Consider the following 14,930-nt stretch of genomic DNA (forward strand, 5'->3'; position numbering starts at 1 on the left):
GAAGCCGACCCGGACGCCGGATGGCTCGCCGCCGTCATGCATGTGGCTTTCTTCCTGCTGCTCGGCGGCGCCCTCACGCGCTTCCTGATCCGGCACGCCGGCGAGGCACGCATCCCCTGGATCATCGCCCTGTCCGGCGTCCTGGCCCTGCTGTACATGTTCGGACCCCCGCTCGGCGCCAGCGCCACTCCCCGCCGGCTGACCTGGCTGGCCCTGGTGGTCACCGTCTGGGTGGTCCTCGTCCTGCTGGCGCCCAGCTTCGCGTGGTGCGCGGTGCCGCTCTTCTACACCGGGCTGCGCACCCTGCCGACACGTGCGGCACTCGTCCTCGTCGGCCTGCTGACCGTCCTGGTCGTCGCCTCCCAACTGGAGCTCGCCGGCCGCTTCGACGCGGACCGGCTGCTCGCCCCGCCCGCTGTCGCCGCGATCGCCACCGCTGTCTTCCTCCACATGGAGCGGCAGACGGACCGGCAGCGCGCGCTGATCGACGACCTGATCCGTACCCGCCGTGAACTGGCCGCCACCGAGCGCCGCGAAGGGATGCTCGCCGAGCGCCAGCGCCTGTCCATGGAGATCCACGACACCCTCGCGCAGTCCCTGTCCAGCCAGCAGATGCTGCTCCAGGCCGCCGACCGGATCTGGGAGACCGACGGGGCGCTCGCCCGCACCCATGTCCGCACCGCCGAGTCGGTCACCGAGCGGGGCCTGGCCGAGGCACGCCGCTTTGTACGGGATCTGGCTCCCGCCGATCTCGCCGAGGCCGAGGCGGCCGACGGCGGCCTGGAAGAGGCGTTGCGGGCCCTGGCCGAGCGCGAGTCGGGCGCGGGGATCACTGTCCGTTTCCACGCCGAGGGCGCGTCGGCCGCTCTACCCGACCGGGTGCGGTACGCGCTGCTGCGGATCGCCCAGGGCGGGCTGGCCAACGTACGCGAGCACTCCGGTGCCACCACCGCCGCACTCACCCTGACCAGCCTGGACGACCAGGTGGTCCTCGACATCGCGGACGACGGCCGGGGCTTCGACCCCGATCGGCCCGCCGCGGACGGCCAGGATCCCCGCGGGCAGGATCCGCGCAGGCAGGGCCTGCGCGGGCACGGCCTGCCCGCAATCCGGGCACGCGCCCGCCAGCTCGGCAGCACCCTCACCATCGAGTCGGCGCCGGGCCGCGGCACCGTCCTGTCCGTGTCGGTCCCGCTGGCCGCACCCGCCCCGACTCCGATGGAGAGCCCGTGAGTACCCCGCCCCCGGTCCGGATCGTCGTCTGCGACGACCACGTCGTCGTCCGCGCGGGCCTGCTCGCTCTGCTGGGCAGCGCCCCCGGCATCGACGTGGTCGGCGAGGCCGGCACCGGGGAGGAAGCGGTGGCACTCGCCGCCAAGCTGGTCCCCGATGTGGTCCTCATGGACCTCCAGCTGGGCGCGGGCATCGACGGCGTCGAGACCACCCGCCGCATCACGTCCGCCGCGGTCCCCCCGCACGGCCCGCATGTGCTGGTCCTCACCACGTACGACACGGACGCCGACATCACCCGCGCCATCGAGGCCGGCGCCACCGGATATCTGCTGAAGGCCGTGCGCCCCGATGAACTCTTCGACGCCATCCACGCGGCGGCGCAGGGCCGCACCACGCTCTCCCCTCCGATCGCCAGCCGGGTGATGGCCCGGATGCGCAGCCCGCAGCCCTCACTCACCGGGCGGGAACTGGACATCCTCGGCCAGCTGGCCCACGGCCTCGGCAACCGTGACATCGCCCGCGCCCTGTTCATCAGCGAGGCGACCGTGAAGACCCATCTGGGCCGTATCTACAGCAAGCTGGGCGTCGAGACACGGGCGGGGGCCGTCGCGACGGCGAAGGAGCAGCGCCTCATTCCGTAATCGCTGTCCGGTTCCCTCTCCGACAGCCCATGCCCGGCACGCCGACGCCCAACCGCCCCTGCGGTGCTACGAGTTCCGCAGGGGCAAGCGGCGGGTCGGCGGGCGCGTCCGCTCGGTCAGGTCTTGCGCAGGTCGGGGGCCGGCACCCCGATGAGCACGCGGCGTACGGCATCCCACACTGCGCGCAGCGCACGGGTGACAGCCGGGGAGTCGCTGCCCATGACGCGCGCCCACGCGCCCGTGTCGTCGGGCAGCACGCTCACGCCGAAGACCAGGCCGGTGGCCGCCAGCGCCTCATGGAGGGTGTCGGCGACCAGGGCGGCGGGGGCCAGCGGTGTCAGCACGTACAGCGAGGCCATCAGGTCGTGGCCTGCGAAGACCGCGGGTCCGGTCACCCCGCCCGGGCCGTGCGGTTCGAGGCGTACGGTGTCGGCCGCGAGGAGCGTGCCGTCGGGGCGCTGGATCTCCAGATCGCTGAAGAGCATCCGGTAGGCGTGCCGCTCGTCCCGGGCCAGCCGCCCGGCCGAGATCGTCTCGCCCAGCAGTACGGTCGCCGACGGATCGGCGGTCACCAGGGTGTGCTGGTAGAAGCGCGCGTCCCGGTACGGGATCAGCGGATCGGGCAGGTACTCGACGTAACTGCCCTCCCCCGCCGTCAGGTTGACCTGCTGGGTCGCGTGGTCGAACTCCATGCGGTGCACCTTGGTGGCGGCCTGTGTCGTCAGGTGCACGGAGGTGCCGGGGCCGCAGCCGATGTCGATCCGGTTGCGGTCGGCCTGGAGGATGCCGCCGCCGGTCGACATCAGATAGGTCACCGGCATGTCGGGTCGGTGCGGGTCGATGTACAGCGGCCGCATGATCTGCAGCGGTGACTTCTGGTAGCGGTCGACGAGTTCGGTGCGGTCGCCGACGCGCGCGTAGCGCAGTTCGAGCAGGCCGACCTTGCCGGGGCGCCCGGCGGCCAGTGTGTCCGGCGGGCCGGCGAGGCCGAGCAGCCGGGCCGGTGTCCGCCGGGGTTCGTAGTGCGCGGGGTCCAGCCGCGCGGGCGCCGTGGTCACGCGGAAGCCGCCTCCTGGGCGGCTTCGTGGGCCAGGAGGAAGTCGGCGATGGTGTCGAGGCCGGCTCCGGTGAGGGAGTTGGTCAGCACGACGGGCCGCCCCTCCCGGACCTTGCGCGCGTCCGACTCCATGACCTCCAGATCGCACCGCACGTACTGGGCGATGTCGACCTTGTTGATGACGAGCAGTTCGCACTCGGTGATGCCGGGGCCCCGCTTGCGCGGCATCTTGTCGCCCTCGGCGGTGTCCAGTACGAACAGGAAGAGGTCGACCAGCGCGGGGCTGAAGGTGAGTGTCAGGTTGTCGCCGCCGCTCTCGAAGAGCAGCGTGTCCACGTCGGGGTGGCGCTCCAGGAGTTCGTCGGCCGCCGCCTGGTTCATCGTCGGGTCGTCGCGGACCGCGGTGTGCGGGCAGGCGCCGGTCTCGACACCGACGATCCGGTCCGCGTCGAGGATCCCGTCGAGCGTGCGCCGGACGTGGTTGGCGTCCTCGGTGGTGAAGATGTCGTTGGTGATGACGGCCGGGGTACGGCCGCGCGCGAACAGGATGGGGACGAGCGCCTCGATCAGAGCCGTCTTCCCCGAGCCGACCGGACCTGCGATCCCTACCCGCAGGACGCCGTCCTTGGGGCGCCGCAGGAGTTCGTCGTGGCTGTGGTGGTGCCGGGCCTGCATGGGGTCGTGCATGGTGTTCCTTCTCTGGTGTGGTGTCCTGGCCGGGGTGGCACCCCGGTGCTGTCCCTGCGGTACGGCCGTACGGCCGGGACAGCACCGGGGTGCGGCACTCCGCCTAACTGGCGAACAGCCGGGCCTCCGCCCGCTCATGGCGGCCTGCCATGATGTCCGCCATCGGTACGAAACCGCCGATGTCGGCCAACTCCCGCTCCAGGGCGGCTTCGGCGGTCTCCTCGATCACCGGCGCCGCCCGGTGCAGTACGACCTGCGCCTGACGGTGGTCGGTCAGCCGAAGCCGGAGGGCGGCCCCCACGAAACTGGCCGCGAAGGCGAACAGTTCGCAGGTGACTGCCTGCCGTACGGACACCGCGTTGCCCGCGTGGACCGCGGCGGCGACGACCGGCTGACAGCCGCGCACGGCGCCGTCCCGGTAGAGGGTGCGGTACTGCTCGATCTCCGGGGTTCCGTACACCTCCGCCGCCAGATCGAGGAGCTGCCGCCCGGTGCGGACACTCGCCTGCCGGGCCTCACGGCCCAGTTTGGTGGCGTGCAGCCGCTGCTCGACGGCGGTGACCTCCGCCCAGTCGCCGGCGGTGACCGCGCGGTGCGCGAGCGCGAGCGCGGTGGCGTCGGACGGTCCCGCGCTGTGGCGCAGCAGGTCGTTAAGGAGGGCGGGCAGCGTGCGCGGGGTCACCGCGCGGGCCTGCTGGAAGCCCTCCAGACCGTGGGAGAGGGTGTAGTAGCCGCTGGGGAAGGCCGAGTCGGTGAGCTGGAGCCCGGTCAGCAGCGCCGCTGTGGGCATCGGGTCGTTCACGCCGGGGCTCCGTTCGTGCGAGGGGGTGGTCCGCGGTGATCCGGCTGTCGGAGACCGCCGGGGGCGGTCAGACGATGTAGAAGAGGTGGTTGAGCGGGAGCCGCTCGGCGGGTTCGATCGTCGCGGGCTCGCCGTCGACGGTGACCTTGTACGTCTCCGGGTCCACCTCGATACGCGGCAGCGCGTCGTTGCGCACCATGTGCTGCTTGCCGATGGTCCGGCACCGCTGTACGGGCTCGGTCCGCCGCTGCAGGCCCAGTTCGGCGGGGACGCCCGCGGCGATGGAGGCCTGCGACATGAAGGTGACCGAGGTCTGCTGCTTGGCACGGCCGTACGAGCCGAACATCGGGCGGTAGTAGACCGGCTGAGGGGTCGGCAGCGACGCGTTGGGGTCGCCCATCAGGGCCCAGTTGACCATGCCGCCCTTGATGATCAGCTTCGGCTTGGCGCCGAAGGAGTGCATCGGCCAGAGCACGATGTCGGCGAGCTTGCCGGGCTCCAGGGAGCCGATCACATCGGCCGCGCCGACCGCGATGGCGGGGTTGATGGTCAGCTTGGCCAGGTACCGCAGCACGCGTGCGTTGTCGTTGCGGGAGCTGTCCTCGGCCAGCGGGCCCCGCAGCTCCTTGCAGTGGTGCGCGGTCTGGAACGCCCGGACGAACGACTCGCCGACCCGGCCCATGGCCTGGGAGTCCGAGGAGAAGATGCTGATCACGCCGAGGTCGTGCAGTACGGTCTCGGCCGCGATCGTCTCGGCGCGCACCCGGCTGTCGGCGAACGAGACGTCCTCGGGGATGTCGCGGGACAGGTGGTGACAGACCATCACCATGTCCAGCAGCTCGTCCACCGCGTTGACCGTGTACGGCAGCGTCGGGTTGGTGGAGGCGGGCAGGACGTTGGCCTCACCCGAGACCCGGATGATGTCCGGGGCGTGGCCGCCGCCCGCTCCCTCGGTGTGGAAGGTGTGGATGGTCCGGCCATTGATCGCGGACAGGGTGTCCTCGAAGAAACCGCCCTCGTTGAGGGTGTCGGTGTGGATGGCCATCTGCACGTCGTGCTCGTCGGCGACGCTGAGGGCGGTATCGATGGTGGCAGGGGTCGCGCCCCAGTCCTCGTGCACCTTCAGACCGGCCGCACCCGCCTCGATCTGCTCGCGCAGGGCCTCGGGCTGGCTGCCGTTGCCCTTGCCGAGCAGACCCACGTTGACCGGCAGGTCCTCCACGGCCTCCAGCATCCGGTGGATGTTCCACGGGCCGGGGGTGCAGGTCGTGCCGTTGCTGCCGTCGGTCGGCCCGGTGCCGCCGCCGAAGAAGGTGGTGATGCCGTTGGACAGACCCTCCTGGGCCTGCTGCGGCGAGATGAAGTGGATGTGCGTGTCGACGCCGCCCGCGGTGGCGATCAGGTGCTCGCCCGAGATCACCTCGGTGCCGGGGCCGATGACGAGCTTGGGGTCCACGCCGTTCTGGAGCTGCGGGTTGCCGGCCTTGCCGACCCCGACGATCAGACCGTGGCGGACACCGATGTCGCCCTTGACGACGCCGAGCACCGGGTCCATGACCACGACGTTCGTGATGACCAGGTCGAGGGCGCCCTCGCGGTTGAGCGCGGAGGGGTCCTGGGCCATGCCGTCACGGATGGCCTTGCCACCGCCGTAGACGGCCTCTTCCCCGTAGGAACCGGCGTTGTGGTCGTACTCGACCTCGACGACCAGGTTGGTGTCGGCGAGGTGGAACCGGTCGCCCACGGTGGGGCCGAACAGGTCGGTGTACTGCTTGCGCGGAATGATCGCCATCAGTGCTGAGTCCCCTCGGTGCCCGCGGTGCTGTCGGCGCCGGGCGTGTTCCCTGTGCTGTCCGTGGCTGCGTCGGCGTGGGTGAATCCCAGTTCGGCCGCGCGGCGCAGAGCGTTGCGCTTGGTGTCGGGCGCCGACAGGCCCCCGTTGACGAGTCCGGCGAATCCGACGAGCCGCCCGCCGCCGCCGAAGGCGCACAGGTCGACCTCGCGGCTGTCGCCGGGCTCGAAGCGCACGGCGGTGCCGGAGGGGATGTCCAGGCGCATTCCGAAGGCGGCTTCACGGTCGAAGCGCAGCGCGCGGTTGATCTCGAAGAAGTGGTAGTGCGACCCGATCTGGATGGCGCGGTCGCCGGTGTTGGCGACCGTCAGCCTGACCGTGGCCCGGTTGGCGTTGATCTCCACGGGGTCATCTCCGTAGAGGTAGTGGGCTCCGCCCGACATCTCTGTCTCCTCGGTGGTTCAGGCTTCAGACTTCAGGCGCTGATCGGGTCGTGACAGGTGACCAGCTTCGTCCCGTCGACGAACGCGGTCTCGACCTGAAGGACCGTGAGCATCTCGCGCACTCCGGGCATCACGTCGTCCTGAGCGACGACCTTGCGGCCCAGCTCCATGCACTCGGCGACGGTGTGGCCGTCACGTGCTGCCTCCAGGACGGCCTCGGTGATCAGCGCGGCGGCCTCGCTGTAGTTGAGCTTGGTTCCCCTGGCCCTGCGGCGGCGGGCCAGGTCGGCCACCACATAGACGTGGAGTTTGTCGATTTCGCGTGGTGCGAGATTCATGGCGTCACTCTGCTTTCTCGAACGAGATGCCGGGCCGGCCCAGCGCTGGACCCGCCGCGAGGAAGAGCCAGGTCGTCACAACGAACGGCCAGGTGAAGGGGGATCCGCCGGACGGCCGGGTGAACGCCTCCCAGGCGGCGGTGAAGGGGACCGAGGCCACGACGGCGAGCGCGGCATATCCGGCGGTCCACGGAGTGAGTGTCAGGAAGGTGGCTGCCAGCGCTATGGCGCAGAGCACCCCGTTGTAGCCGTAGAGCCCCTCGGTGATCCGGTCGGCCGGCAGTCCGGCGACGCAGGCGGTCAGCAGCGCGAGGGCGCTGGCGCCGGCCGCAGCGACGGCGGCGGCCCGCGAGGTGACGAGGATTCCGACGAGCAGGATCAGGCCCGCGTACCACTTGTCGAGGAAGAAGATCTGCCCGATGTTGTCGCAGAAGGCCCGGCCGGTCTCCGCGGCGGTCAGGGTGGTGAACCCACCGACCCGCGCGGTGGCGGTGGCCGCGGCCGGGGCCGTCGGCAGCGCGATCACCAGCGCTCCGGCGACCAGGCAGTACGGGGCCGTCAGCACGGGCAGTCCGACGCGCCCGAAGAGCCGGCCGGCCGCCGCGCTCAGTATCGGGCAGACCGCCGCACCGAGAACCGCGAGCAGGACGGTACGTCCCGACGAGCCGAAGGTGACGAGGAGAGCGATACCGGTCAGGCAACCGCAGTAGCCCTCAAGACCCTTGACGAGATTCCCGCGGTCGGCACCCAGCAGGGCGGCGGTCCCGGCGGACACCGCCGCGCCGAGCAGTCCGTACACGCCGGTACGCCATCCTTCGGCGAACAGCCCGACGGTGAACAGCAGTCCGGTCCACGGGTTCGCGCTGAAGGTGACCTGTGCGATGCCCCGCAGCTGCACTTGCCCGATCCGGAAGGGCGCCCGGCTCCTTGCCGGCACCACTTGTTCCGCCGCAGACATGTCTACTCCCTTGAGGACATGGCGAATTGGCCAGATACCCCCAGATCAGGGGGGATTGGCACTAGATCAACTTTCTGTTGAAAACCGTACGCCCGGCGCAAGCGGAGCAGAGTCCCCAAGATCGGACACCGAGCGTGTCCGGAGCGGTACGGTACGACATAACCGCTGTTGGGATGCGGCGCACCACCGGCCCACCGCGACCTGCCCCCTGTCGGCCCGGCAGCAAGTCTTGGTAAGAGGTTGAACGTCTTTTGAATGCTTCATACCTGTCATTTGACCGAACCAGGCCTGGACTGCCGGGCGCGCCGCCGACCAGGCCTTTCGGTCCGGAGGAAGCACCAGGTTGCGGGGCCGCCGTGCCGCGGCCATCCTGGAACGGCTTCGGCAGGCTCTGCCCCCTGCGTCTCCACCCGTGCATCCACCGCATGTGCGTCCGCCGCATGTGCGTCCACCGCCCCGGCAGAGCGGCATCGCCATCGGCGCGACGGTTTCCGACATCACCGTCGCCGTACCGGCCGTGTGAGGACCACCGCGGCCGCCCCCGGGGCGGCTCGCCCCGATCCCGCCTTCGACGAGCCGAAGGAGCACCGCCATGCACGCACTGATGCGTACCGCGCTCGCCACAGCAGCCCTGTGCGCCACCCTCACCGCAGGCGCGATCACCCCGAGCAATGTGCGCCAGCCGGCGGCCGCGCCGCCGTCGGCGCCCCGTACCGCGCCCCGGGCCGCGCCCCATACGGAGGGTGACACGAATCCGCCTCCGTACGACCGGCGCGCGTTCACCGAGCAGACCGTACGGCTCAGCTGGAAGGGCACCACGGCGGCCGGCCGCGCCCGTATGTGCGCGCATCCGGACAGCTTCGCCAGCCCGGCCCTCGACGCGCGCTACGCGGCGCAGCTGATCAGGGCGGAGTGCCGGTCGCACTGAGGCCGGGCCCCGGCGGCTGCCACACCGCCGGGGCGGCCCCCGGTACGGCGTTCCGGTTCAGGACGCGCCGTGGGCGGTACGGCGGCGCAGATGGAGGACTCCGCCGAGGGCCGCCGCGATCAGGACACCGCCCGCGACCAGCTCGGTGGTGTCCAGGTCGGTGAGCGAACCGCTGAGGACCGCTCTGATGCGCTTGTCCGGAGTGCCGGAGACCAGCAGCGGGACGCTGCTCCGCTGCCCCGCGCACGCGAACGTCACGTCGTACCGCTTCCCCGCCTTCGCGCCCGGGCCGACGACCACGGTCGCGGGGTGTCCGTGGTGGAGGGTGACCGGGCCGAAGGCGCCGGACGAGACAGTGACGCCGGGTGCCCGGCAGCCGGTGGCACCGAGGGTGACCGGGTCCCCCGGAGCCACCGAGCCGGGCGACACGGTGGACCCGAACGACGGGGCCCCGCCGTCGTCGCCCGCCATCGCGGCCGGGGAGGCCAGGGACAGCACGGCGGCGCTCAGCAGGGCGGCAGACCCGATACTCGTCAAGCGCATTGGGGGATACCTCCGGGCACACGATGCGGGTACAGGACCGCGGCAGCAGGCCGGTGCGGGGGCGCTGCGGCAACCGGGCTGCGGCCGGCAGGGGTGCACGGCAGAGGAACACGCGCACGGACCTGCCTGTGCAGCGGCCACGCGCTCAGCGGGAAACGCACATCACTGCGGGGCCACGGTAGGCGGCTCCACCGCGGTCTGGCGAGCCCCGCAACCCGAACGGGTCGTCAGGTTGCGCCGGACAGGCCAGCTGTACGGTCCGGCCGCTCCCCGGGGCCGGTCCCGCGCCGGGGACGGCCGGACGTCGGCCGTTCGGACTCCTCGGCGTACGCCTGAGATGCGGGCAACGCACAGTGTTTTTAACGTGACTGAATGATCATCAGACCAGCAGTACGAAGTCTCTGCACCGGAGCTGTGGTGCTGGCCGTCGGCGCCACCGCGATCGCTCCCTGTGCCGCGCTGGCCCCGCTGCCCGGCTACCGTCCACCCGGCAGCACGTCGGGGAGCGGGACCGAGGCCCCGGCGCTGCCGGGAGAGGTCTCGGCCCTGTCCTGGGTGGTCGCCGACGCGACCACCGGAGATGTGCTGGCGTCGAAGGACGCCCACCGCCATCTGCCCCCGGCCAGCACCCTCAAGACGCTCTTCGCCCTCACGGTGTTACCTCACCTGCCCGCGCGCCGGGTGCACACCGTGACCAGCGCGGATCTGAACGGCCTCGGCGCGGGGAGCAGCCGTGTCGGAGTGGTCGAGGGGCGCGCCTACCGGGTGGACGACCTGTGGCGCGGGGTCTTCCTCAGCTCGGGCGGCGACGCGGTGCACGTGCTGGCGTCCATGAACGGCGGCTGGCGGAAGACCAGGGACGAGATGCGCGAGCGCGCCGTTCAGCTGGGCGCCCAGGACACCCGTGTCATGTCCCCGGACGGCTACGACACACCCGGCCAGTACTCGTCGGCCTTCGACCTCGCGGTCTTCGGCCGCACCGGCCTGGCCGACCCGGCGTTCGCCCGGTACTGCTCGACGAGCGTCGCGGAGTTCCCCGGCGGCGTCGAAAGGTCCGGCCGGGCCGACGCCCCCTACGAGATCCAGAACACCAACCGCCTGCTGGCGGGCACCCAGGACGTCAGCCCCTACCCGGGTCTCATCGGGGTCAAGAACGGCTACACCACCGAGGCGGGCAACACCCTGATCGCCGCGGCGCACCGGGACGGCCACACGCTGATCGTGACCGTGATGAACCCTCAGGAGGGCACCGTCTACGACAATGCCCGCTCGCTTCTCGACTGGGGCTTCTCCGCGGCCGGCAAGGTGCGGCCGGTCGGCTCGCTCCGGCCCCCCGTCGCGAGGACCAGCACGACGTCGGCCGCCGGCCCCGCGCAGACCCCGGCGGACGCGGCGCTCATGGCTACCCACCACTCCACGACCAGGAAGGCGTCGGTACTGGGAGGCTTCGCGGCGGTCGGGGCCCTGCTGGCCTCGCTCTCCGCGTCGCTCTGGCTGCTGCGGCGGCGGATGCGGCGCTGAGGCGGCCAGGGCGCTCAGGCGTTCTGGCGTTATGGCGTTCAGGCGCTTGGGCCGTCACGCCGTCAGGGGCCGTCAGGGGCTCGCGCCGTCGGGTGCTCAGGCAGTCCGGTGCTCGGCCCGTCGGGTGCTCAGGCAGTCCGGTGCTCGGCCCGTCGGGTGCTCGGGTCGTCGGGTGCTCGGGCCGTAGGGGATGGCCGAGTTCAGGGATGGCGCGCGTTCAGACGATGGCGGCGCCGCTGAACAGCAGCAGCGCCACATCGATCGCGGCCACGACGACCGCCGAGGCGAACGCGGCCCGCTCCCTGCGCCGGCCCAGCAGCGTCCCCGCGACGGCGGCAGCGGTCGCCGCGGTGAGCGCGGCCAGGGACCGGCCGGAGGGCGGCCCGGCAGGTCCCAGGACCAGAACGGCGGACGCCGTGACCAGGGGGACGGGGAGCAGCAGCCGCGCCCCGTCGGGGCCGAGCCGGTGCGGCCAGCCGCGCACTCCGAGTGCCAGGTCGCTGCGGATGTCGGGCAGCACGTCGCCCAGGTGGGCGCCGATCCCCAGCAGCGCGCCCGCAGTGACGATCCACCAGACCGGCCACGGCTGTCCCGGCAGCCCCAGCGCGACGAACGCGGGCAGCGCGGCGAAGCCCACCGCGTAAGGCAGCCAGGACCAGACGCTCGCCTTGAGCCCGAGGTCGTACGCCCAGGCCCAGGCGACCCCGGTCAGATGGACGGCGCCCGCCCATGGCCCGCAGCCGAACGACAGTGGCACGCAGAGCGCCAGTGCGGTGAACGCGGCGGCCCACACCGTGCGTACGCCGACCGTGCCGTCGACGACCGGCTTGCCGCTGCGGCCCGCGGCAGTGTCCCTGCGGGCGTCGACCGCGTCGTTGCACCAGCCGACGGACAGCTGCCCGGTGAGCACGGCGGCGACGGTCAGCACACACCGCGCGGGGCTCTGCCCCGCGGACACGGCGAGTGCCGCCAGCAGCACGGTGACCGCCACGACCGGGCCGGGGTGGCACGACCCGGCGAGGGCGGCCACGACACCGCCCCGCCGGACGGCGGGCCCATCTGCCAGGGGCTGTTCGGGAGTTCCCACCCGGTGATCGTAGGCGCGGGCCACCCGCACACCGCGGTTCCGCGCGCTCTCCACACGTACGGGCGAACCGGCAGCCGGCGCCGGGGCACCGGCCAGGGTGTCGGGGGCCGTGCCCGGGGCAGGGATGCTGCAATGCAGGGCACGTCATCCCCGAGGTGGGAGAACACATTGACCCGGATCGCAGCCGTCCACGGTGTCCTGGCACCGCACCGCCACGCCCAGCACGAGATCACCGACATGGTGGCCCGCGCCTGTCTGCCCGAAGGCACCGACCGGCGGGTCCTCGACCGGCTGCACCAGAGCTCCCGGGTCCGCTCCCGCCACATGACGCTGCCGCTCGACGCGTACGAGAAGCTGGACGGGTTCGGGGCCGCCAACGACGCGTTCATCACCGGCGCGACGGAGCTCGGCACCACAGCGGTGCGGGGTGCGCTGCACGCGGCGGGGCTGCGCCCCGAGGACGTGGACCTGCTGATCTTCACTTCGGTCACCGGTATCGCCGCCCCCTCGGTCGACGCCCGGGTGGCCGGGCGGCTCGGGATGCGTCCCGACGTCAAGCGGCTGCCGCTCTTCGGGCTCGGCTGCGCCGGGGGCGCGGCGGGGCTGGCCAGGATGCACGACTACCTGCTCGGCCATCCGGACCAGGTCGCGGTGCTGCTCTCCGTCGAGCTGTGCTCCCTCACCTTCCAGCGCGGCGACAGCTCGATGGCCAATCTGATCGCCACCGCCCTCTTCGGGGACGGCGCGGGGGCCATCGTCGCCTGCGGCCCGGACCACGCCGCCGCGGAGCGCGGCCTGCCGGGGCCGACCGTCGTGGACACCCGCAGCAAGCTCTACCCCGACACCGGTTACGTCATGGGCTGGAACATCAAGAGCTCCGGCTTCCAGGTGGTGCTGGACCCGTGCGTGCCCGATCTGGTCCGCCGTCACCTCGCGGCGGACGTCACGGGTTTCCTCGCCGACCACGGGCTCAAGCCGAAGGACGTGGCCGCCTGGGTCTGCCACCCGGGCGGGCCCAAGGTGCTGGAGGCCGTGGCCGAGGCGCTCGGACTGCCACACGACGCACTCGGTGTCACCTGGCGCCACCTCGCCGACGTGGGGAATCTGTCCTCGTCGTCGGTGGTGCACGTGCTGCGCGACACCCTGGCCGGGGATCCCCCGGCCCCGGGCACACCGGGACTGCTGATGGCGATGGGCCCGGGCTTCGGCTGCGAACTGGTCCTGCTGCGCTGGTAGTCCGGCGCTCCCCCCTCTCATCAGCGAACGAGCAGGACTGAGCCGGCGAACCCCGTGATGCGGAGGACGCAGTGATTCGGAGGACCCCATGATCTGGTACGTGCTGCTGGTGGCCGCTGTCGCCGCCGAGCGCATCGCCGAACTCGTCGTCGCCCGGCGCAACGAGCGCTGGAGCATGGCGCGCGGTGCGGTCGTCGCCGGGCAGGGCCACTATCCGGCGATGGTCGCGCTGCACACCGGCCTCCTCGCGGCGTGCGTGGCCGAGGTCTGGCTGGGCGGCCGGCCGTTTCTGCCGGGGTTCGGCTGGACCATGGCTGCCGTGCTGGTGGCCGCCCAGGGGCTGCGCTGGTGGTGCATCGGGACCCTGGGGCCGCGCTGGAACACCCGGGTGATCGTCGTTCCCGGCCTGCCGCTGGTGCAGGGCGGCCCCTACCGGTGGCTACGGCATCCGAACTATGTGGCCGTGGTCGCCGAGGGCCTGGCGCTGCCGCTGGTGCACACCGCGTGGCTCACCGCGCTGGCATTCACCGGGCTCAACGCCGTGCTGCTGACCGTCCGTATCCGCTGTGAGAACGCTGCGCTGGCCGACGCGGCGTTCGCACAGCGGGCAGCGCGGTCCGGTCCCGCGGGGAACGTCACCGCGTGATCGACGTCCTGGTGGCGGGCGGCGGTCCCGCCGGGCTCGCCACCGCCGTCCACGCCGCGCAGGCCGGTCTGGAGGCGGTCGTCGTGGAGCCCAGGACCTCGCCGGTGGACAAGGCCTGCGGCGAGGGGGTCATGCCCGGCGGTGTCGCCGCGCTGCGTGCGCTGGGGGTGGCGGCGGAGGGGCGGGACCTGCGCGGCATCCGCTACCTCGACGGCCGGCACAGCGCCGAGGCGGCGTTCCGGGACGGGACCGGACTCGGGATCCGCCGCACGGTGCTGCACGCCGCGCTGCACGAGCGCGCCCGCGGGCTGGGCGTACGTATGGTCACGGGCAAGGTCGGCGAAGTGCGCCAGAGCGCCGACAGCGTGACGGCGGCCGGGCTCACCGCGCGCTGGCTGGTGGCCGCCGACGGCCTGCACTCACCGCTGCGGCGCGGCCTCGGGCTCGATCTGCCCGGCCGCTCCCCCGGCCGGTACGGACTGCGCCGCCACTACCGGTGCGCCCCGTGGACCGACTACGTGGAGGTGCACTGGTCCGCGCACGGCGAGGCGTATGTGACCCCCGTCGGCGAGGAGTTGGTCGGGGTCGCGGTGCTCAGCCGCAGCCGTCGCGGCTACGCCGAGCACCTGGCCGGGTTCCCGGCACTCAACGCGGCGCTGAGCGGGCCGTACGCGAGCGCCGTGCGCGGGGCGGGACCGCTCCGCCAGCGGGTGCAGCGCCGGGTCGCGGGGCGGGTCCTGCTCGTCGGTGACGCGGCGGGGTACGTCGATGCCCTCACCGGCGAGGGCATCGCCCTGGCCCTGGCGACTGCCGGGACAGCGGTGCGCTGCCTGGCCGCCGGCCGGCCCGCCGACTACGAGGGCGCCTGGCAGCGCCTGACCCGTCGTCACCGACTGCTGACCGGCGCCCTGTTGGCCTTCAGCGGCAGCCCGCGGACCGCGGGCCTCGTCGTGCCCGCGGCCGCCCGGCTGCCCGCCGTCTTCACGGCGGCCGTTCACGCGCTCCAGTAGCTGCCCCA

16 protein-coding genes are annotated in these 14,930 nt (G+C 72.5%); 7 read left to right on the forward strand and 9 right to left on the reverse strand.

Annotation, left to right across the window (positions count from 1 at the left end):
* Positions 1–36 precede the first annotated feature (36 nt).
* Both OG210_RS02390 and OG210_RS02395 read left to right on the forward strand, forming a co-directional pair.
* Complete coding sequence (locus tag OG210_RS02390; RefSeq protein WP_328335657.1) at positions 37–1,233, forward strand: sensor histidine kinase; 1,197 nt, start codon at positions 37–39, stop codon at positions 1,231–1,233.
* Positions 1,230–1,874, forward strand: a complete 645-nt coding sequence (locus OG210_RS02395; RefSeq protein ID WP_328332879.1) for a response regulator transcription factor — start codon at positions 1,230–1,232, stop codon at positions 1,872–1,874. The genes OG210_RS02390 and OG210_RS02395 overlap by 4 nt, the downstream gene beginning before the upstream one ends.
* 116 nt (positions 1,875–1,990) lie before the next feature.
* Here OG210_RS02395 and OG210_RS02400 read toward each other — a convergent pair whose 3' ends face one another.
* The 7 genes from OG210_RS02400 to OG210_RS02430 all read right to left on the reverse strand — a co-directional run bounded on the left by OG210_RS02400 (position 1,991) and on the right by OG210_RS02430 (position 7,951).
* A complete protein-coding gene (locus tag OG210_RS02400; RefSeq protein ID WP_371534902.1) occupies positions 1,991–2,932 on the reverse strand; it encodes an urease accessory protein UreD in 942 nt (313 codons plus the stop codon).
* Positions 2,929–3,606: an urease accessory protein UreG gene (gene ureG, locus OG210_RS02405; protein ID WP_328335655.1), complete on the reverse strand. Its 678-nt coding sequence runs from the start codon at positions 3,604–3,606 to the stop codon at positions 2,929–2,931. Before ureG ends, OG210_RS02400 begins: the two co-directional genes overlap by 4 nt.
* Positions 3,607–3,721: 115 nt before the next feature.
* Entirely contained in the window at positions 3,722–4,408 is a 687-nt protein-coding gene (locus OG210_RS02410) for an urease accessory UreF family protein (RefSeq protein ID WP_328335654.1), read from the reverse strand.
* Positions 4,409–4,487: 79 nt separating this feature from the next.
* Positions 4,488–6,212: an urease subunit alpha gene (gene ureC / locus OG210_RS02415; protein WP_328332877.1), complete on the reverse strand. Its 1,725-nt coding sequence runs from the start codon at positions 6,210–6,212 to the stop codon at positions 4,488–4,490.
* Complete coding sequence (locus tag OG210_RS02420; RefSeq protein WP_328332875.1) at positions 6,212–6,655, reverse strand: urease subunit beta; 444 nt, start codon at positions 6,653–6,655, stop codon at positions 6,212–6,214. The genes ureC and OG210_RS02420 overlap by 1 nt, the downstream gene beginning before the upstream one ends.
* A gap of 32 nt (positions 6,656–6,687) precedes the next feature.
* Positions 6,688–6,993 (reverse strand): urease subunit gamma, encoded by a 306-nt coding sequence (locus OG210_RS02425; RefSeq protein WP_266851657.1) that lies wholly within the window; start codon positions 6,991–6,993, stop codon positions 6,688–6,690.
* 4 nt (positions 6,994–6,997) lie between these two features.
* The gene (locus tag OG210_RS02430) at positions 6,998–7,951 is read right to left on the reverse strand and encodes an urea transporter (RefSeq protein WP_328332873.1); all 954 of its coding nucleotides are present in this window, start codon (positions 7,949–7,951) and stop codon (positions 6,998–7,000) included.
* A 592-nt stretch (positions 7,952–8,543) separates the two neighbouring features.
* Here OG210_RS02430 and OG210_RS02435 point away from each other — a divergent pair.
* Complete coding sequence (locus OG210_RS02435) at positions 8,544–8,879, forward strand: hypothetical protein (RefSeq protein ID WP_328332871.1); 336 nt, start codon at positions 8,544–8,546, stop codon at positions 8,877–8,879.
* Between the two features lie 57 nt (positions 8,880–8,936).
* Here the strand turns inward: OG210_RS02435 and OG210_RS02440 are convergent, their stop codons facing one another.
* The gene (locus tag OG210_RS02440) at positions 8,937–9,422 is read right to left on the reverse strand and encodes a hypothetical protein (protein WP_371534903.1); all 486 of its coding nucleotides are present in this window, start codon (positions 9,420–9,422) and stop codon (positions 8,937–8,939) included.
* Positions 9,423–9,794: 372 nt separating this feature from the next.
* Between OG210_RS02440 and OG210_RS02445 the strand changes: the two genes are divergently transcribed.
* Complete coding sequence (locus tag OG210_RS02445) at positions 9,795–10,943, forward strand: D-alanyl-D-alanine carboxypeptidase family protein (protein ID WP_371534904.1); 1,149 nt, start codon at positions 9,795–9,797, stop codon at positions 10,941–10,943.
* Positions 10,944–11,160: 217 nt separating this feature from the next.
* Here the strand turns inward: OG210_RS02445 and OG210_RS02450 are convergent, their stop codons facing one another.
* Positions 11,161–12,030, reverse strand: coding sequence for a UbiA family prenyltransferase (locus OG210_RS02450; RefSeq protein ID WP_328332865.1), 870 nt, complete (start codon positions 12,028–12,030; stop codon positions 11,161–11,163).
* Between the two features lie 168 nt (positions 12,031–12,198).
* Here OG210_RS02450 and OG210_RS02455 point away from each other — a divergent pair, with 168 nt between their 5' ends.
* The 3 genes from OG210_RS02455 (at position 12,199) to OG210_RS02465 (ending at position 14,922) form a co-directional block, all read left to right on the forward strand.
* Positions 12,199–13,266 (forward strand): 3-oxoacyl-[acyl-carrier-protein] synthase III C-terminal domain-containing protein, encoded by a 1,068-nt coding sequence (locus tag OG210_RS02455; protein ID WP_328332863.1) that lies wholly within the window; start codon positions 12,199–12,201, stop codon positions 13,264–13,266.
* Positions 13,267–13,354: 88 nt separating this feature from the next.
* Positions 13,355–13,912: an isoprenylcysteine carboxyl methyltransferase family protein gene (locus tag OG210_RS02460; RefSeq protein WP_328332861.1), complete on the forward strand. Its 558-nt coding sequence runs from the start codon at positions 13,355–13,357 to the stop codon at positions 13,910–13,912.
* Positions 13,909–14,922, forward strand: a complete 1,014-nt coding sequence (locus OG210_RS02465) for an NAD(P)/FAD-dependent oxidoreductase (RefSeq protein ID WP_371534905.1) — start codon at positions 13,909–13,911, stop codon at positions 14,920–14,922. Before OG210_RS02460 ends, OG210_RS02465 begins: the two co-directional genes overlap by 4 nt.
* Positions 14,923–14,930: the final 8 nt, after the last annotated feature.

This window comes from Streptomyces sp. NBC_00466, from assembly GCF_041433995.1.
Classification (GTDB): Bacteria; Actinomycetota; Actinomycetes; order Streptomycetales; family Streptomycetaceae; genus Streptomyces.